Origin of the sequence: Pseudomonas putida (assembly GCF_001941965.1) — a bacterium.
Taxonomy (GTDB): domain Bacteria; phylum Pseudomonadota; class Gammaproteobacteria; order Pseudomonadales; family Pseudomonadaceae; genus Aquipseudomonas; species Aquipseudomonas putida_L.
The window spans coordinates 15,253-34,069 of the sequence record NZ_MKZO01000033.1 but is presented as its reverse complement, the minus strand read 5'-3'; the positions used below and the strand labels follow the sequence as shown (position 1 = coordinate 34,069).

Genomic DNA, 18,817 nt, shown 5'->3' with positions numbered 1-18,817 from the left:
GCATGTCGTGACAGTCGTCAATCCGCGCAGGTCTAATGGGCACCTGTCTTAAGGAGATGATTCCTATGCGTAAATCTATGTTGCTGGTCGCATCGTTCACCACGATGTCGCTGCTGCTGGGCGGTTGTGCCTCGAACCTGTCCGGTGATTCCTACTCCCGTGACGAGGCGCGGCGCGTGCAGACCGTGCGCATGGGTACCATCGAATCCCTGCGTCCGGTCAAGATCGAAGGCACCAAGACGCCAATCGGCGGTGGCGCCGGTGCGGTGGTCGGCGGGGTGGCCGGTAGCGCCATTGGTGGCGGTCGCGGCAGCATCGTCGCGGCGGTGATCGGTGCGGTTGCCGGTGGTCTGGCGGGTTCTGCGGCCGAGGAAGGCCTGACCCGTACCCAGGGCGTGGAAATCACTGTGCGCGAAGACGACGGCAGCATGCGTGCCTACGTGCAGCAGGTTCAGGAAAACGAGATTTTCCGGGTCGGCGAGCGCGTGCGCATCATGACCGTCGATGGCACCAGCCGCGTCAGCCATTAAGGCTTGCGGCAAAAGAAAACCCCGACCGGCTTGCGCCGCTCGGGTTTTTTTATTGCCTGCCGATTATCAGCTGGCGGGCTGTTTCGGACTGGAAAGGGCGGTGATGGTGTAGCCAATGATTGCCGCCAGGATCGAGCCGGTGAGGATGCCCATGCGGTCCATGCCCACATACTCGCTGGTGCCGGGCACGAAGGCCAGGGAGCCGACGAACAGGCTCATGGTAAAGCCGATGCCGCAGAGGATCGCCACGCCGAGGACCTGCCCCCAGTTGGCGCCAGCCGGCAGCGCCGCCAGGCCGAGCTTGATGGCGATCCAGGTCAGGCCGAACACGCCGATGGTCTTGCCCGCCAGCAGGCCCACGGCGATGCCCATGGGCACGGCGTGGGTGAAGCTTTCCATGGTCACGCCGGCCAGGGACACGCCAGCGTTGGCGAAGGCGAACAGCGGCAGGATGCCGTAGGCCACCCAGGGGTGCAGGGCGTGTTCCAGGGTGAGCAACGGCGAGGTTTCGGCATTGCGCGTGCGCAGCGGAATGCACAGGGCCAGGGTGACGCCGGCCAGCGTGGCGTGCACGCCGCTCTTCAACACGCAGACCCAGAGGATCAGGCCGATCACCATATAAGGGCCAAGTCTGACCACGCCCATCCGGTTCATCGCGATCAGCGCGGCGATACAGGCGGCGGCCAGCATCAGCGAGAGGGTCGACAGGGCGCCGGAGTAGAACAGGGCGATGATGATGATCGCGCCGAGGTCGTCGATGATCGCCAGGGTCATCAGGAACAGCTTGAGCGACACCGGCACGCGCTTGCCGAGCAGGGCCAGCACGCCGAGGGCGAAGGCAATGTCGGTGGCGGTGGGGATGGCCCAGCCGGCGATGGCCGCGGGGTTGTCGCGGTTCATGAACCAGTAGATCAGCGCCGGCACCAGCATGCCGCCGAGGGCTGCCGCGCCGGGCAGGACCACCTGGGACGGTTTCGACAGGTGTCCCTCGACCAGCTCGCGCTTGACCTCCAGGCCGATGAGCAGGAAGAACAGGGCCATCAGGCCGTCGTTGATCCACAGCAGCAGCGGCTTGGCGATGCTCAGGGCGCCGATCTGCACGGCGACGGGGACTTCCAGCAGGCCGTTGTAGAGCCAGGACAGTGGCGAGTTGTTGACGATCAGCGCCAGCACCGCAGCGGCGATCAGCAGCAGGCCGCTGGCGGCTTCGAGCTGGAAGAACCGGGTGAATGTGCTACGTAGAGGCAAGGTCGCTCCTCCATCGAATGAAAAAGGTCGAACACCCTAACCCGTTGTGTTATTCATTAAAATAAAAACTATATTCTTTTTTGTTATAAGCTGTTTCAGTGTTTTCATGGCTATCGGGCTTTTCTGGCAAGGATGTAGGAAGTTGCCTAAATGGACGGTAGTCGTTCCTACAGCCTTTCGCTCCTGACGCATGAGAACCGCCCTATGAACCATCACCGCACCTGGGTCCGTGAAGCCATCCGCATCATCGAGGCCGATTTCCAGCGCAGCGCCGATACCCACCTGATTCCGCTGCCGATGCCGGGCTTTCCGGATATCGACCTGTACTTCAAGGATGAATCCAGCCATCCCACCGGCAGCCTCAAGCACCGGCTGGCCCGCTCGCTGTTTCTCTATGCCCTGTGCAATGGCTGGTTGCGCCCTGGTGCGCCGGTGATCGAGGCGTCCAGTGGTTCGACGGCGATCTCCGAGGCGTACTTCGCCCGCTTGCTGGGCTTGCCGTTCATCGCGGTGATGCCGGCGACCACCTCGCGGGAAAAGATCGCACAGATCGAGTTCTATGGCGGCACGCCGCACCTGGTGCAGGATCCGACGCAGATCTACGCCGAGTCCGAGCGCCTGGCCCGGGAAAGCGGCGGGCACTTCATGGACCAGTTCACCTACGCCGAGCGCGCTACCGACTGGCGCGCCAACAACAATATCGCCGAGTCGATCTTCAGCCAGATGCACTTCGAACGGCATGCCGAGCCGGCGTGGTTGATTTCCAGCCCGGGTACCGGCGGGACTACTGCGACGCTGGGCCGCTATGTGCGTTATCGCCGGCATGCGACTCGCGTGCTGTGTGCCGATGCCGAGCGTTCGGTGTTCTTCGATTGCTACCGCAGTGGGGACCGCTCGTTGCGCCTGGATTGTGGCTCGCGGATCGAAGGGATCGGGCGGCCACGGGTCGAGGCGTCGTTCCTGCCGGCGGTGATCGATGCGATGGTCAAGGTGCCGGATGCGCTGTCCCTGGCGGCCATGCACTATCTGGCGCAGCGGTTGGGGCGGCGGGTTGGCGGGTCGAGCGGAACCAACCTGGTCGGAGCCTTGCAGGCGGCGCTGCATATGCAGTCGGCGGGGGAGTCGGGGTCGATCGTGGCGATTCTGTGTGACAGCGGGGAGCGTTATGCGACGACTTATTACGATGAGGAATGGCTGGGGCAGCAGGGGTATGCGCTGGAGCCGTTGATTGCGGCGGTGGCGGGGTGTGTGGAGCGGGGGGAGGGGTTGCCGGAGACGGTACTGCGCGAAGGGATCTGAGTTTCTTTGCTGAAGCTGAAGGCCCTATCGCTGGCAAGCCAGCTCCCACAGTGACCGCGTCGGCCACAGGTCTTGTGATCAACACAAAACCTGTGGGAGCTGGCTTGCCAGCGATGAGGCCCGAGAGCCTTACTCGGTCAGCCCGAGCATGCTACGGGCCACGGCCTCGGCAATGCGGATGCCATCCACACCCGCCGACAGAATCCCCCCGGCATAACCCGCCCCTTCACCCGCCGGGAACAGGCCCTTCAGGTTCAGGCTCTGCAAGGTCTCGTCCCGGGTGATCCGCAGTGGCGACGAGGTGCGGGTCTCGATCCCGGTCAGGATCGCATCCGCCAGGCTGTAGCCCTTGATCTGCCGGTCGAAGGCCGGGATCGCTTCACGCAGGGCTTCGATGGCGAAGTCCGGCAGGCTCGGAGCCAGGTCGCCGAGGTTGATGCCCGGCTTGTACGACGGTTCTACGCTGCCCAGGGCGGTGGACGGACGCCCGGCCACGAAATCACCGACCAGCTGCGCCGGCGCGTGGTAGTTGCTGCCGCCCAGTTCATAGGCGAGCTCTTCCAGCCGCTCCTGCAACTCGATCCCGGCCAGCGGGCCACCCGGATAATCCTGCTCCGGGGTGATACCGACGACGATACCCGAGTTGGCATTGCGCTCGTTGCGCGAGTACTGGCTCATGCCGTTGGTAACCACCCGGCCCGGCTCGCTGGTGGCGGCAACCACGGTGCCACCCGGGCACATGCAGAAGCTGTACACCGAGCGACCGTTCTTGGCGTGGTGCACGAGTTTGTAGTCGGCGGCCCCGAGTTTCGGGTGGCCGGCGTACTTGCCCAGGCGCGCCTTGTCGATCAGCGACTGCGGGTGCTCGATGCGGAAACCGATGGAGAACGGCTTGGCTTCCATGAACACGCCACGGCCGTGGAGCATGCGGAAGGTGTCGCGGGCACTGTGGCCGAGGGCCAGGACCACATGGCGCGAACACAGCTCTTCGCCCGTGTGCAGGACCACGCCATTGAGCTGGCCGTCTTCCATCAGCAGGTCGGTGACCTTGTGCTCGAAGCGCACTTCACCGCCCAGGGCGATGATTTCCTCGCGGATGTTCTCGACCATGCCGGTCAGGCGGAAGGTACCGATGTGCGGCTTGCTGACGTAGAGGATCTCGTCCGGCGCGCCGGCCTTGACGAACTCGTGCAGGACCTTGCGGCCGTAGTGCTTCGGGTCCTTGATCTGGCTGTACAGCTTGCCGTCGGAGAAGGTCCCGGCGCCGCCTTCGCCGAACTGTACGTTGGACTCGGGGTTGAGCACGCTTTTGCGCCACAGGCCCCAGGTGTCCTTGGTGCGCTGGCGTACTTCCTTGCCGCGCTCCAGGACGATCGGGCGCAGGCCCGCCTGGGCCAGGATCAGGCCGGCGAAGATGCCGCACGGGCCGAAGCCGACCACGATCGGCCGCTCGGCCAGGCCGCCTTCCGGCGCCACGCCCACCGGCTTGTAGTTCACGTCCGGGGCGATGCCGACGTTATGGTCGTCGGCGAACCTGGCCAGCACCGCGGCTTCGTCACGGACATCGAGATCGATGGCGTAGATGAACAGCAGTTCGGTGTTCTTCTTCCGCGCGTCGTAGCTGCGCTTGAAGATGGAGAAGTCGAGCAGCTCGGCGTCGTCGATGCCCAGGCGTTGCACGATGGCCTCGCGCAGGGCCTCGTCGGGATGATCCAGCGGCAGCTTCAGTTCGGTGATTCGTAGCATGACAGGGTCCAGTATCCCGGCCATGGGAGGGCCGGCGGCTTTACACAAACCGCCAAGTATAAAGCTTTCGCCGGCCGGGCAGGCAGATTGAATGTGTGCCGGTGGTCAGTCGTTGCGCGAACCGCCGAAATAGCCGCAGCCCTGCATCGTCTGGGCATCCAGGCGCAGTTGTGCGGTCAGGTGGCTGACGGCGCCGGTAGCGCTGTCGACGCAGCGTTGCGGGGCGAGCCACAGTTCGACTTTCTGTCCGTTGGCCTCGCTGCTGACGCTGATACCGCCGCCGGGCATCTGTTCTTCCAGGTAGGGCAGGGCCAGGGGTGGCTGGTCCGGGCGGTTCAGGACCATGCCCTGGCCGCTGACATTGAGGTTCCAGTCCGGCTCATGGCCGGAGGCGCGCAGGGTCAGGCGCTTGAAGTTGGGGTCGCTGCAGGCGCCGGCCGAGTGCTCGACGCGGTACAGCTGGTGCACGTTGAACTGGCCGTCGGCGCCGTTGCTCTTGGTGGCGGAGAGGGTGCCGCGAACGTCGGCGAAGATCACCCCCGGGGTGGCGGCGAGGGTCGCGGCTTCCTGGAGCAGGCCGGTATTGTCGGCGTCCTGGACCACGAAACGGCGGCTTTCGGTGCAGGGTTTGAACAGCAACTGGCCGTTGGCGGCGCTGAGCTCGCCTTGCAGGCGGGTCATGCCGGCGGTGGAGACGCTGGTTTCCGGCTGGTCGGCGAGCAACTGGCAGCCGGCGAACAGCGGCAGCAGGGCGGCGACGAACAGGGAGGGGGCGATACGCATCGAGGAAAACTCCGGGATCTCGGCCTGAAAAGTTTTCAACGGTATGCAGGGTGAGGGGGGATTACAAGTGAAGTTGTGTCAGGAAAATGTGTATTGCAGGTGAGGGCCCTATCGCTGGCAAGCCAGCTCCCACAGGGATCGTGTGGGAGCTGGCTTGCCAGCGATGAGGCCCGGGAGATCAACCCCCCAGGTAAGCGTCGCGCACTTTAGGATCGGTCAGCAGTGCCTCACCGGTCCCCTGCATCACCACATGCCCGTTCTCCAGCACATAGGCCCGGTCAGCGACCTTCAACGCCTGGTTGGCGTTCTGCTCCACCAGGAACACGGTCACGCCATCGCGGCGCAGCTGTTCGATGATGTCGAAGATCTGCTGGATGATGATCGGCGCCAGGCCCAGCGACGGCTCGTCGAGCAGCAGCAGCTTGGGTTTGCTCATCAGCGCCCGGCCGATGGCGAGCATCTGCTGCTCGCCGCCGGACATGGTGCCACCGCGCTGGTTGTAGCGCTCCTTCAGACGCGGGAACAGCTGCAGGACCTTGTCCAGTTGCTCCTGGTAGTCGCCCTTCTCGGTGAAGAAGCCGCCCATGGCCAGGTTTTCCTCGACGGTCAGGCGCGAGAACACGCGGCGGCCCTCCGGGACCACGGCGATGCTCTTGCGCATGATGTGCGAGGACGGCTGGCCGACCAGCTCTTCGCCCAGGTAGCGGATGCTGCCGCTGTGGGCTTGCGGCGAGCCGCAGAGGGTCATCAGCAGGGTCGACTTGCCGGCACCGTTGGCGCCGATCAGGGTGACGATCTCGCCCTGGTTGATTTCCACGTTGACCGAGTGCAGCGCCTGGATCTTGCCGTAGAAGGTGGAAACGTTTTCGAACTGCAGCATTTACGCTTCCCCCAGGTAGGCTTTGATCACATCAGGGTTGTCGCGGATCTGCTCCGGCGTGCCGTCGGCCAGGGGCGTGCCCTGGTTGATCACCACGATATGGTCGGAAATGCTCATGACCAGTTTCATGTCGTGCTCGATCAGCAGCACGGTGACGTTATGCGATTCGCGCAGGTACGCAATCAGCGCCTTGAGGTCCTCGGTTTCCTTGGGGTTGAGGCCGGCCGCCGGCTCGTCGAGCATGATGATCCGCGGTTGGGTCATCATGCAGCGGGCGATTTCCAGGCGGCGTTGCTGGCCGTAGGCCAGGGTCCCGGCGGTACGGTTGGCGAACTCGGTCAGGTTGACCTTCTCCAGCCAGTACTGCGCACGCTCCATGGCTTCCTTCTCGCTGCGGCGGAAAGCCGGGGTCTTGAACAGACCGGCGAAGAAGTTGGTGTTGAGGTGGCGGTGCTGGGCGATCAGCAGGTTTTCCAGCGCGGTCATTTCCTTGAACAGGCGCACGTTCTGGAAGGTCCGCACCACGCCCTTGCGGGCGATCTGGTGCCCGGCCAGGCCCTGGATCGGCTGGCCATCGAGGAGGATGGTGCCGCCGCTGGGCTTGTAGAAGCCGGTCAGGCAGTTGAACACCGTGGTCTTGCCGGCGCCGTTCGGGCCGATCAGGGCGACCACCTGTTTTTCCTTGACGGTCAGGCCGACGCCGTTGACCGCCAACAAGCCGCCGAAGCGCATGCTCAGGCCGCTGACTTGCAGAATTTCGCGGCTCATCGACGCAGCTCCATATGTGGACGTTGCATAGGCAGCAGGCCCTGCGGACGCCAGATCATCATCAATACCATCAGGGCGCCGAACATCAGCATGCGGTACTCGCTGAAGTCACGCATCAGCTCCGGCAGGAGGATCATCACGATGGCCGCGAGGATCACGCCCAACTGCGAGCCCATGCCGCCGAGCACGACGATGGCGAGGATGATCGCCGATTCGATGAAGGTGAAGGATTCCGGGGTCACCAGGCCTTGGCGCGCAGCGAAGAAGCTGCCAGCGAAACCGGCGAAGCAGGCACCCAGGGTGAACGCCGAGAGCTTGATCACGGTCGGGTTCAGGCCCAGCGCACGGCAGGCGATCTCGTCTTCACGCAGCGCTTCCCAGGCACGCCCGATCGGCATGCGCAGCAGGCGGTTGATGACGAACAGCGCCAGCAGGGCGAGGAGCAGGGCCACCAGGTAGAGGAAGATCACCTTGTTGATCGAGTTGTATTCCAGCCCGAAGAACTCGTGGAAGGTCTGCATGCCTTCGGCGGCCTTGCGTTCGAAGGTCAGGCCGAAGAAGGTCGGCTTCTCGATGTTGCTGATGCCGTTCGGGCCACCGGTGATGTCGGTCAGGTTGCGCAGGAACAGGCGGATGATCTCACCGAAACCGAGGGTCACGATCGCCAGGTAGTCACCGCGCAGGCGCAGCACCGGGAAGCCCAGCAGGAAGCCGAAGGTGGCCGCCATCAGGCCGGCGATCGGCAGGCAGATCCAGAAGCTCAGGCCGAAGTAGTGCGAGAGCAGCGCGTAGCTGTACGCACCGACGGCGTAGAAGCCGACGTAACCCAGGTCGAGCAGGCCCGCCAGGCCGACCACGATGTTCAGGCCGAGGCCGAGCAGGACGTAGATCAGGATCAGGGTGGCGATGTCGACCGCGCCGCGCGAGCCGAAGAACGGCCAGACCAGGGCGACCACGATCAGGCCGAGGATGATGTAGCGCTGGGTCTTGGGCAGGGTCAGCCAGTTGCTGACCTTGGGTGGCACCAGCGGGCCGTCCCGACGCGAGCGCATCATTGCGCTCCATTGCTTGTCCAGCAGCACGCGCAGGAACATCAGCACCGAACACAGGGCGATCACGCCGAGGGTGAAGGGACCCTGGCCGTGCACTTCCAGGTTGATGCCGACGATGCTGAGTTTCAGGCCAAGTACCGGGAAGGCCACGGCCCAGACCAGCAGGGCGCTGAAGAACGCCGATTTGAGATGTCTGTTCATACTTTCTCAACCTCCGGACGGCCGAGGATGCCGGTCGGACGGAACAACAGGACGAGTACCAGCAGGCCGAACGCCACGACGTCCTTGTACTGGTCGCCGAAGATGTCAGCACCGAAGGCTTCGGCCACACCCAGCACCAGGCCGCCGAGCATGGCGCCCGGAATGCTGCCGATGCCGCCGAGGACTGCCGCGGTGAAGGCCTTCAGGCCCACCAGGAAGCCGGCGTTGGGGTTGATCACGCCGTACTGCATGCTCAGCAGCACGGCCGCCACGGCCGCCAGGGCGGCGCCGATGACGAAGGTCAGGGCGATGATGTTGTTGGTGTTGATCCCCAGCAGGTTGGCCATCTTGATGTCTTCGGCGCAGGCCCGGCAGGCCCGGCCCAGACGCGAGCGGGAGATGAACAGGGTAAGGCCGGTCATGGCGATCAGGGTGACCACGAAGACCAGGATCTGCATGTAGGAGATCAGGACCTCTTCCGCGCCACCCGGGCCGAAGGAGATGCTCCCCGGGATCAGGTTGGGAATGGACTTGTCCTTGGAATCCTGGGAAAGCAGTACGGTGTTCTGCAGGAAAATCGACATGCCGATGGCGGAAATCAGCGGGATCAGGCGGTTGCTGTTACGCAACGGCCGGTAGGCGACCCGTTCGATACTGTAGCCGTAGGCACTGGTAACGACGATCGTCGCGATGAACGCGGCGGTCATCAGCAGCGGTAGCGAATGGATACCCATCATGGCCAGTCCGGCAAGGACGATGAAGGCCACGTAGGAACCAATCATGTACACCTCGCCGTGGGCGAAGTTGATCATTCCAATGATGCCGTAAACCATTGTGTAGCCAATGGCTATCAAGGCATAGGTGCTGCCAATGGTCAGGCCATTAACCAGCTGTTGGAAGAAGTGATAGATCTCAGGCATTACAGCGCTCCTAAAAACCTGAATATGCATTTCGCTGGCGGGCTTTCACCCGGCATGGCCTTGCGGTCTGGGGCCACTTTGGCGCATGCGTTGCCAGGGAACCGCTGGTGACGGTTTTAAGATTTTCAGGTGAAGCCGATCCCGGATCGCGGGAAACGGCTCCATGAACCTCGTAAAACAAAGCCCACTGCTCGCACAGTGGGCTTTTCGGTCATGTATCAGACGGTGTTACTGAGGGGAAACTTCGGTTTTCGGTTTGCCGAAATGCCATTCGTAGACCACGAACTTGAAGTCCTTCAGGTCGCCTTTTTCGTCGTAGGACAGTTCGCCGGTCGGGGTCTTGAAGGTGCCGGCGTGGATGGCCGCGGCCACCTTGTCGGTGTCTTCGCTGCCGGCTTTCTTGATGCCCTGGGCGATCAGTTCTACAGCCGAGTAGGCCGGGAACACGAACGGACCGCTTGGGTCCTTGCCGTCGGCCTTGATGGCTTCGACGATCTTCTTGTTCTCAGGATCGGCGTCGAACGACTTCGGCAGGGTAACCAGCAGGCCTTCGGAAGCGTTCTGGGCGATCTGCGAGATGGAGTCGTTGCCGACGCCTTCCGGACCCATGAACTTGGCGTTCAGGCCTTTCTCTTTGGCCTGGCGCAGGATCAGGCCCAGCTCCGGGTGGTAGCCGCCGTAGTAGACGAAGTCGACGTTGTTCTGCTTGAGTTTCTGGATGATGGACGAGAAGTCCTTGTCACCGGCGTTCAGGCCTTCGAAGACGGCAACCTTGGTGCCTTTGCCTTCCAGGGTCGACTTGACTGCGGTGGCGATGCCTTCACCGTATTGCTGCTTGTCGTGCAGGACCGCGACGACCTTCGGCTTGACGTGGTCGGCGATGTAGTTGCCGGCCGCCGGGCCCTGGGCGCTGTCCAGGCCGATGGTGCGGAAGATCAGCTTGTAGCCGCGGGAGGTGATTTCCGGGCTGGTGGCTGCCGGGGTGATCATGATCACGCCTTCGTCTTCGTAGATGTCGGACGCTGGCTGGGTGGAGCTGGAGCAGAGGTGGCCGATGACGAACTTGACGCCGTCGTTGACTACCTTGTTGGCGACTGCCACGGCCTGTTTAGGGTCGCAGGCGTCGTCGTATTCCTTGGCTTCGAGCATCTTGCCATCGACACCGCCAGCGGCGTTGATGTCCTTGATGGCTTGCTTGGCACCGATGAACTGCATGTCACCATATTGGGTCACCGGGCCGGTCTTCGGGCCGGCGATGCCGATCTTGATGGTATCGGCGGCGAAGGAATGGCTGGCGACGCCGGCCAGGACCATCGCGGCGAACAGCTTGGAAACTTTACTCATAGTGCTCCACTCATTCTGTTGTAATTTTTATCGTCCTTGCGCCAGGGCAGAGGACCCGACAGACCCGGTACGGCTACGCCGTATCGCGGCCCGCTTTCCGGTTTCATCCCCGGTGAATGCCTGGCAACTGTACCGGTACAGTGTAGAGCGCTGCTTGATCGCTTGAAAAGCAGGCCCGCCGAGGCAAAAACAGAGGGTGTCGCCTGTTCGACATAAAGTTACAAAAAAGCGTCTTATTTGACTCCGGAAGTTCCCGGAAACGTTTGGCTTTGCTGAACCTGTCGACCAATTACTTATTTGAAACTGGGTTTTTCTGCAAAAATAGCGGCCTTTCAAAGTGACCTGATTATTTTTGGTGAAACCCATGACTGATGAACCAAGCACCCTCTATGCCAAATTGCTCGGCGAGACTGCGGTAATCGAGTGGAAAGCCCTGGAGCGTTTTTGGGCAAAGGGTGACCTGATTTGGGTCGACCCTTCCCTGGACCTGATCGAAGTCGCACAGGCAATGGCAGAAAACCGCAGTGAAACCTTCGCACAGTGGCGTGATGCTGGCACTGTCGGGCCGGTCAGCGCCGAACAGGCCCTCGACCTGCAGAGCCGCGAGCCAGAGATCTGGGCGGTGGTGGTGCAGCCGTTTATCGTGATCCAGGTTCGGCCATCGGCCTGAGGTTGCTCGAATTTGGTGCGCGAAAACGCACAGCGAGTCCATCTTGGTGCGCGAGGCCGATCAGGCAGGGTGACGGTTGGTAACAGTGCCCGTTGCACCAGTCGGGAGCGGTAACAGTTCCCGGGCGGGATGCCTGAAAGATAAAAGCGCGACGCGGACCCTGTGGGAGCTGGCTTGCCAGCGATTGCGATGGTGAATTCACCATAGTCATCGCTGGCAAGCCAGCTCCCACAGGGTCCGCGTCGCGCTTTTTTTAGTAGTCGACCTTGCCGGTATGACTATTGAGGGAAATAACCCGGGTCTTGCCAATCCGGTGCCGGTAAATCTCGCGCAAGTATTTAACGGCCTTCTTCACACATTCCCGCGACAGCCGAATATCGTTGATCGACACGAACTTGCTCTTGTCGTTGATCAGCTCGCGATATTTCTTCTCGTACATCGGCTTGATCGCATACCAGTTGGTATCGAGGATCTTCGCCGGGTTCTCGAATTCGCTGAGCAGCTCGTCGATGCGTTCTTCCTCGAATTCCTCCTGCATGATGAATTCCAGGATCGCGTTGTCCAGGGTCTCGTCGAAGCGGTACGGCGCCTTGGCGAAGCAGCGTTTGATAAAGGCCACGATCAAGGTCAGGAAGTCATCCGACAGGCACGGGCTCTTGGCGATCAGGGTGGTCAGCGACAGGTTGGCCGAGGCGCCGATCACCAGGGCATAACGCTTCAGGGTGGTGTTGGGGAACAGGCTGTTGAGGTGGGTCTTGAGCCGGTTCAGGTCCATGTAGGACAGCTTGTAGTCCTTGGGCAACGAGACGATCGATACCACCGACGAGCAGTTCTTGAAGAAATGCAGGTCATGCAGCGCCGCCGCGTCGCAACCGGAACTGCGGTATTGCTCCAGGGCTGCGCGATAGCGCTTGGATTCGATCGGCAACAGGCTGATGCCTTCGATGGCCTGGGTGTCCTTGTTGAAGTGCGGCAGGTCGATGGAGCGGAAGAACAGGTCGTCGATATCCAGCCGCGGCGGCTCCTTCTCGAACACCTTGAAGCCTTTCTCCGAGCTGCTGCCCGGGGTTTCCGGCACCACCGACTCGGCGTAGGCGATCGCCACCGGGCCGGCCAGGCTCATGAACAGGTCGTTGGCGTCAAGGCGGATGGTCTCGCCGATATCGATGCCGGCACGCCGGAAGTAGTTCTGGTCGTAGTCGGTGGTCACCGCCTGGGCGGTGAGGATGTTGAAGATCTGCTGGGAGATGTACTGGTTGGCGTGCTTCTCCATGGCGTTGACGTCGATGTTCTGGATATTGCCGTCATCGCTGGCTTCGGCGTAGCGCATGATGTCGTTGGAGATCAGCATCATCGCGTTCCACGGACGGATGCGGCCCATCACGCTGGCTTCGCTGCTGTCTTCGCTGTCGAAGTTGTACGAGAAGTCCCACTCTTCCGACAGGTACTTGCACAGCAGGCGCCCGGCGTTGATGTGCAGGGCCTCGGACATTTCGCTGCGGTGATCGGAGATGTTCGGCAGCACGCAGATGCCGCTGGTGAAGATCGGTTCGAAGACGAACGAATGCCCGGCCTCGCCGTCCTGCTCGTCGGCCGGCTTGGTGTCGAAGGTCTTGTTCATGTACGAGTACTGCTGGGCCAGGCCGAACTCCGAGGCCATGCCCGAGCCGGTACCGCCGCCGGCGCTGAAGATATAGAAGTACAGCCGCGACTGGTTGGCCTTGATCCCGCAGGAGTCGATCAGGTACGAGTGGATCAGCTTCCAGTCGGCACTGGAGAAGCGGTGGGTTTCCTTGTTGAGGATGATCTTCGCCAGGTACTGGCCAAGGATCGGCGCGTTACCGGCGCCACCGGCATGCACCTCGGAGAGGTCCATGATCTTCATCTTGCTGTAGTCGCGCAAAAAGCCGCTTTTTTCGCCTTTGCGCGAGAAACGGATGCGCCCGGCGATGTCCTTGTCCAGGTCGCCGAGCATCACCAGCGGTTCCACCAGGAACACCGGCTTGGCGCTTTTGGCCTGGACCAGACGCAGGTTGTTGCGGATCCAGCGCGCCGGGTTGTAGGACGGATCGTTGCCGACCCGGTCCTCGCTCTTGAATTCGTTGAGGTAGAAGGTCCGTGCGTTGTAGACCAGTTCGGCGACATCCAGGGCGATGTTCGAGCCGCAGCGCCCCAGCCCGATCAGGCACACCGAAGGGAACTGCTGGTCGAGGCGCAACTGGGCGTCGTCCTCGACATGCTGGCTCGGCGGGAACACCAGGTCGCGCAGGCCATCGAGGTTGTCGAGGATGCGCTGGGTGTCCGGTTCGGTGAAGTACAGGTATTGCTGCGGGCTCAGGGTTGGCTGGCTGTAATAGCTGCGGGCCCCGTAGGAAGTGGGCGTCGTGGCTGAAAGCAGCTCGGAAATCACGTCGGCAGGAGTATTCTTGGAGGTCATTTTGCGCCATGTGCCTGGGGGGAAGGCTGTTCAACAGTCGATATCATTGAGCCATCCCTGGAAAGTTTCGCGACTGTATCAGTGCGTCTCCGGCGTAAGCGATCAGGGTTTACCTTATAAAAACTAGGGGTTTTCCTGTCGCGCCGCCTTCTGAATCGTCCGATCCGTCAACTTCTTTAACTGTCTGGAGCTGTAGATGAGCCATTCACTGCCTTTGTCCCTGGGGTTCGCCGGTATCGGCCTGATGGGCCTGCCCATGTGCCGGCGCCTGCTGGCGGCCGGGTATGACCTGACCGTGTGGAACCGTTCCCCGGATAAATGCGCGCCGCTGGTGGCTGCCGGCGCTCGCCAGGTGCAGACCCCGGGCGAGCTGTGCGAGGCCGCCGACGTGGTGATGCTGTGCCTGGCCGATACCGCGGTGGTGCGCGAGGTGGTGTTCGGCGCCGGCGGTATCACCGGCAAGGCCCGGGCCGGGCAGTTGCTGGTGGATTTTTCCAGCCTCGAACCCACCGCCACCCGGGAAATGGCTGCGCAACTGAAGGCCGACACCGGCATGGGCTGGCTGGATACTCCGGTGTCCGGCGGCACCCCGGGGGCGGAGGCGGGTACCCTGGCAATCATGGTCGGTGGCGAGGCCGAGGATCTTGAGCGGGTCCGCCCGGCACTCCTCTCTCTCGGCCAGCGGGTCACCCATATGGGCGGCGTTGGTGCAGGTCAGGTGACCAAGGCCTGCAATCAGATGATCGTGGCCTGCAATGCCCTGGTGATCGCCGAAGTGGTGGCCCTGGCGGAGAAGTCAGGCGTGGATGCCAGCCTGGTCGCCGAAGCCCTGGCTGGCGGTTTCGCCGATTCGAAACCCTTGCAGATCCTCGCCCCGCAGATGGCCGCAAGCCGTTTCGAACCGGTGAAGTGGCATGTGCGAACTTTGCTCAAGGACCTCGATACCGCGGTGAAATTCTCCCGCGAGCAGGGCTCGGCGATTCCCGTCAGCGGCCTGGCCGCGCAGTTGATGCGCCTGCACGGCAGTCAGGGCTATCTGGAAAAAGATCCAGCGACGCTGATTGATCTGTATCGCAGCAAGCCATGAGGCGTTCTTCGCGGTGGTTGAGGTTGTCGAGCACCGCGCGCAGATCCTCCAGCGGTACCGGCCGGCTCAGCAGGTAGCCCTGGATGGCGTCGCAGTTCAGGCGCTGGAGGAAGCGGTATTGCTCTTCGGTCTCCACACCCTCGGTGATCACCTTCAGGTGCAGGGTGTGGGCCATGACCATGATCGCCTGGACGATATTGTTGTCGGCCCGTGAGTGCGGCACGTCCTGGATGAACGAGCGATCGATCTTCAGGGTGTCCAGGGGCAGGCGCTTGAGGTAGGCCAGGGATGAATAGCCGGTGCCGAAGTCGTCGATCGACAGCGACACGCCCTGGTCGCGGATGCGCCGCAGCAGTTCGATGGTGCTATGGATATTGGCCATCAGGGCGTTTTCCGTGACCTCCAGCTCCAGACGCCAGGCCGGTAGCCCGGCGCTGTGCAAGGCATCCTCGACTTCCTTGGCCAGCTCGTCGCGGCCCAGGGTCAGGGCCGAACAGTTCACCGTCACTTTCAGTTCGCTGAAACCGTGCTGGCTCAGTTGCGCCAGGTCGTGGCAGGCGCGGCGCATGACCCACAGGTCGAGGTCAGCGATCAGCCCGTTGGTTTCCGCGATGCCGATAAAGCGGTCGGGGCTGAGCAGGCCATGCTGCGGATGCTGCCAGCGGATCAGCGCCTCCAGCTTGCTGACCCTGCCGCTGGCCAGTTCGTAGATCGGCTGGTAGTGCAGGCGCAGGCCGCGGTCTTCCTGCAGGGCGATGCGCAGTTCCTCTTCCAGTTGCAGCTCCAGGGTGGCCCGGGTCTTGAGGTTGTCGCTGAAGAAGTTGGCCTTGTTGCGTCCGCCGCCCTTGGATTGATAGAGCGCGAGATCCGCGTGCTTGAGCAGTTCGTCGCAGGTATTGCCGTCGGTGGGGTAGAGGCTGATGCCGATGCTGGTGGTCATGACCATGCGCCGCCCGGCCAGGTCGATGGGTTCGCGCACCTTGTTGAGGATGCGCTGGGCCAGGCCGCGGGCTTCGTCGGCGCTGTTGAGGTTGAAGAGGATGCAGAATTCGTCGCCGCCGAGGCGCGCGACCACGTCCTGGGTGCGGGTGGCGGCGCTGATCAGGTGGGCGATGGCCTTCAGCAACTGGTCGCCGGCATCGTGCCCGAGGCTGTCGTTGATTCGCTTGAAGTGGTCGATATCGAGGAACATCACCCCGAGCATGCCACCCAGTTGGGTACGCTCGGCCAGGCGCTCGGCGAAAATCTGGTTGAAGCCGCGGCGGTTGATCAGGTTGGTCAGGGCATCGTAGTGCGCCGCCTGTTGCAGCGAGACCCGGGCCTGGTCGAGCTGGCTGAGCAGGGTGTTGACCCGGCGCAGGTCCTGTTCCTTGCTTTGCAGCTTCTTGTCCGACAGCGCCGCGCTGATGCAACTGCCGCTGATCAGCAGGGTGATCACGGCGATGGTCAGGCTCAGTTGCAGGCTGTTGTCGGTGACCAGAATCTGCGGCGAGCCGCCGCCAGGCAGAATCAGGGTCAGCGCGTGCATGCCGGCGTAGTGGGTGGCGATGATGCCCAGCGCCATGAGCAGTGCGGCGCTGTACTTGAACAGCTGCGGGCGGGCGACGTGGCCCTGGCGCAGATGACGGGCCATCAGCATCGGCAACAAGGCGGCGAGCAGTGCTACCACCACCGATGCCAGGACCAGGGTCGGGCTGTAATGCTGTTGCGCATTGGAGCGCATGGCGGCCATGCCGGTGTAGTGCATGATCCCGACGCCTGCGGCGATGCACAGGGCGGCCAGGGTTTAGTGGCGCAGGCTTGGCTGGCTCTGGCCGAGAAAGCTCATGGCGCCGAGGGCGGCGAACAGCATGATCAGCAGCGACACGCCGGTGAGGAACATGTCGTAGTGGACTTCCAGCGCGGTCTCGAAGGCCAGCATGCCGATGTAGTGCATGGCCCACACGCTGCAGGCCAGGCAACAGGCACCGAGCAGTTTCCAGCGGCGCCGGGCGCTGGCCTGTTCGGCATCGCCGATGCGTTCGATGATATCGAGGGTGGCGAAGCTACCGGCGCACATCACCAGGTAGGCAAGGAGGATCAGCCACGGGTTGTGCCGCGCCGCCAGGGCAAAATGACCCACGGGGTGCTCGGCAAGCATCATGTGCAGCCATTCCATAGCGCGCCTCTCAGTTCAGCCGAGCTTTGCACTCGTCCCCAAACTGCCTGGAGACTCTTTTGGCTTTGAGTATGGTGTGCTCTACCCGTTGATGGCAGATTGATTTCAGCGGTGTGGCGGGGGTTTTTATCGCTACGGGGCATAACGCTGCAAATGGTTACAATTACCCGCCATCAATCTCATGGATGATCGCAGACAGACGGGGCCCGGCCTTCTAGATTTTGTCCGGCATGCGCGATGCGCCGACCACGATAAAAAGAGGGATCTTCCGATGCACAGCCCCACTCAAGCGGCCAATGCCTGGCGCGTTCTGTTCCTGTTGTTCCTCGCCAACCTGTTCAATTTCTTCGACCGCACCATTCCCGCCATCGTGATCGAGCCGATCCGCCTGGAATGGCACCTGAGCGATATGCAGATCGGCCTGATCGGTACCGCCTTCACCCTGGTCTATGCGATTGCCGGCCTGCCGCTGGGGCGCCTGGCCGATACCGGGTCGCGCAGCAAGGTGATGGGCTGGGGCCTGACCGTGTGGAGCGGGCTGACGGCGGTCAACGGCATGGTTGGCAGTTTCTGGACGTTCCTGCTGGTGCGCATGGGCGTGGGCATCGGCGAGGCCAGTTATGCGCCGGCGGCCAACTCGCTGATCGGTGACCTGTTCCCCGCCGAGCGCCGGGCCCGGGCGATGGGCATCTTCATGCTCGGCCTGCCGTTGGGGCTGCTGCTGGCGTTCTTCACCATCGGCGCGATGGTCCAGTACTTCGGCAGTTGGCGTGCGCCGTTCTTCATTGCGGCGGTGCCGGGGCTGTTGCTGGCGATCTTCATGTTCATGATCCGCGAGCCGGCACGGGGCGCGGCGGAGGCGGTGGCCTCGTCGCAGGTGCCGCTGGACCGGCCGCTGCGCCGGGTCCTGAGCATTCCCACCTTCGGCTGGCTGGTGCTGGCCGGGCTGGCGTACAACTTCGCCACCTATGCCTGCAACTCGTTCATGGTGCCGATGCTGCAGCGCTATTTCTCCCTGTCGTTGCAGAATGCGGCGGTGGCTACCGGGGTGATAGTCGGGGTGACCGGTTTGATCGGCCTGACCCTGGGCGGCTGGGTGGCGGACAAGATCCACCAGCGCATGCCGGGCGGGCGCCTGCTGTTCGGCGCGTTCAGCATGCTGGTGGCGACGGTCGGGACCGGCACCGCGCTGTATCTGGGACGGGTGGAGATCGGCGTGTTCATCGCCCTGTTCGGCATCGGCTGGCTGTTTGCCTACAACTTCTACACCTGCGTCTACACCGCGATCCAGGACGTGGTGCAGCCGCGTCTGCGGGCGACGGCGATGGCGCTGTTCTTTGCCGGGCTGTATCTGCTGGGCGGCGGCCTGGGGCCGGTGGTGGTCGGGACCCTGTCGGATCATTACGCCCAGGTGGCGATGCTGGAGGCGGGCGCGGTGGAGATGACCGAGGCGTTCAAGGCGGTGGGGCTGCACAACGCCATGGGGCTGATCCCGGTGGCCCTGGCGGCGACCCTGGTGTTCCTGCTGTTCGCCGCGCGGACCTTTGCCCGGGATGCGCAGAAGATGAAGGACGGAATGGTGGAGGAGGGGGCTGCTCAGGTCGGCAAGACAGCCGAAGCATCCTAGAGCGGACGCGGACCCTGTGGGAGCTGGCTTGCCAGCGATAGCGGTAGTGAATTCACCATCGTAATCG

At 62.9% G+C, this 18,817-nt stretch carries 14 protein-coding genes and 1 pseudogene; 5 read left to right on the top strand and 10 right to left on the bottom strand.

The features are described from left to right. Positions 1-65: 65 nt before the first annotated feature. On the top strand, positions 66-530 hold the full coding sequence (locus PSEMO_RS18940) for an outer membrane lipoprotein (protein WP_075804503.1): 465 nt from the start codon (positions 66-68) through the stop codon (positions 528-530). Between the two features lie 66 nt (positions 531-596). On the opposite strand, the gene nhaA is transcribed toward PSEMO_RS18940, so the two are convergent. Further along, the gene (nhaA, locus tag PSEMO_RS18935; RefSeq protein WP_075804502.1) at positions 597-1,778 is read right to left on the bottom strand and encodes a Na+/H+ antiporter NhaA; all 1,182 of its coding nucleotides are present in this window, start codon (positions 1,776-1,778) and stop codon (positions 597-599) included. 204 nt (positions 1,779-1,982) lie between these two features. On the opposite strand from nhaA, the gene PSEMO_RS18930 reads away from it, so the two are divergent. Next, positions 1,983-3,077, top strand: coding sequence for a PLP-dependent cysteine synthase family protein (locus PSEMO_RS18930; RefSeq protein WP_075804501.1), 1,095 nt, complete (start codon positions 1,983-1,985; stop codon positions 3,075-3,077). A gap of 129 nt (positions 3,078-3,206) precedes the next feature. Here the strand turns inward: PSEMO_RS18930 and PSEMO_RS18925 are convergent, their stop codons facing one another. The 7 genes from PSEMO_RS18925 to PSEMO_RS18895 form a co-directional block, all read right to left on the bottom strand. Further along, positions 3,207-4,823, bottom strand: a complete 1,617-nt coding sequence (locus tag PSEMO_RS18925) for an NAD(P)/FAD-dependent oxidoreductase (RefSeq protein ID WP_075804500.1) — start codon at positions 4,821-4,823, stop codon at positions 3,207-3,209. Between the two features lie 105 nt (positions 4,824-4,928). Continuing rightward, positions 4,929-5,606: a COG3650 family protein gene (locus PSEMO_RS18920; RefSeq protein WP_075804499.1), complete on the bottom strand. Its 678-nt coding sequence runs from the start codon at positions 5,604-5,606 to the stop codon at positions 4,929-4,931. A gap of 178 nt (positions 5,607-5,784) precedes the next feature. Further along, entirely contained in the window at positions 5,785-6,486 is a 702-nt protein-coding gene (locus PSEMO_RS18915; RefSeq protein WP_075804498.1) for an ABC transporter ATP-binding protein, read from the bottom strand. Continuing rightward, positions 6,487-7,254 (bottom strand): high-affinity branched-chain amino acid ABC transporter ATP-binding protein LivG, encoded by a 768-nt coding sequence (gene livG / locus PSEMO_RS18910; protein ID WP_075804497.1) that lies wholly within the window; start codon positions 7,252-7,254, stop codon positions 6,487-6,489. It lies immediately after the preceding gene. After that, positions 7,251-8,507: a high-affinity branched-chain amino acid ABC transporter permease LivM gene (locus PSEMO_RS18905; RefSeq protein WP_075804496.1), complete on the bottom strand. Its 1,257-nt coding sequence runs from the start codon at positions 8,505-8,507 to the stop codon at positions 7,251-7,253. The genes livG and PSEMO_RS18905 overlap by 4 nt, the downstream gene beginning before the upstream one ends. Beyond that, positions 8,504-9,427: a high-affinity branched-chain amino acid ABC transporter permease LivH gene (livH, locus tag PSEMO_RS18900; protein WP_075804495.1), complete on the bottom strand. Its 924-nt coding sequence runs from the start codon at positions 9,425-9,427 to the stop codon at positions 8,504-8,506. The genes PSEMO_RS18905 and livH overlap by 4 nt, the downstream gene beginning before the upstream one ends. 228 nt (positions 9,428-9,655) lie before the next feature. Beyond that, on the bottom strand, positions 9,656-10,771 hold the full coding sequence (locus PSEMO_RS18895) for a branched-chain amino acid ABC transporter substrate-binding protein (protein ID WP_075804494.1): 1,116 nt from the start codon (positions 10,769-10,771) through the stop codon (positions 9,656-9,658). Between the two features lie 364 nt (positions 10,772-11,135). On the opposite strand from PSEMO_RS18895, the gene PSEMO_RS18890 reads away from it, so the two are divergent. Beyond that, complete coding sequence (locus PSEMO_RS18890) at positions 11,136-11,441, top strand: DUF2288 domain-containing protein (protein WP_075804493.1); 306 nt, start codon at positions 11,136-11,138, stop codon at positions 11,439-11,441. Between the two features lie 253 nt (positions 11,442-11,694). Here the strand turns inward: PSEMO_RS18890 and PSEMO_RS18885 are convergent, their stop codons facing one another. After that, positions 11,695-13,878 carry a hypothetical protein gene (locus PSEMO_RS18885; protein WP_075804492.1) on the bottom strand — a complete coding sequence of 728 codons (2,184 nt, stop codon included), beginning with the start codon at positions 13,876-13,878 and terminating at the stop codon, positions 11,695-11,697. 196 nt (positions 13,879-14,074) lie between these two features. On the opposite strand from PSEMO_RS18885, the gene PSEMO_RS18880 reads away from it, so the two are divergent. Further along, entirely contained in the window at positions 14,075-14,965 is an 891-nt protein-coding gene (locus tag PSEMO_RS18880) for an NAD(P)-dependent oxidoreductase (RefSeq protein WP_075804491.1), read from the top strand. On the opposite strand, the pseudogene PSEMO_RS18875 reads toward PSEMO_RS18880, so the two are convergent. Continuing rightward, positions 14,865-17,123: pseudogene (locus PSEMO_RS18875) on the bottom strand (putative bifunctional diguanylate cyclase/phosphodiesterase). The gene PSEMO_RS18880 and the pseudogene PSEMO_RS18875 sit on opposite strands and share 101 nt — an antisense overlap. A gap of 271 nt (positions 17,124-17,394) precedes the next feature. On the opposite strand from PSEMO_RS18875, the gene PSEMO_RS18870 reads away from it, so the two are divergent. Further along, positions 17,395-18,750, top strand: coding sequence for a spinster family MFS transporter (locus PSEMO_RS18870; RefSeq protein ID WP_075804490.1), 1,356 nt, complete (start codon positions 17,395-17,397; stop codon positions 18,748-18,750). The last annotated feature ends 67 nt before the right edge of the window (positions 18,751-18,817 follow it).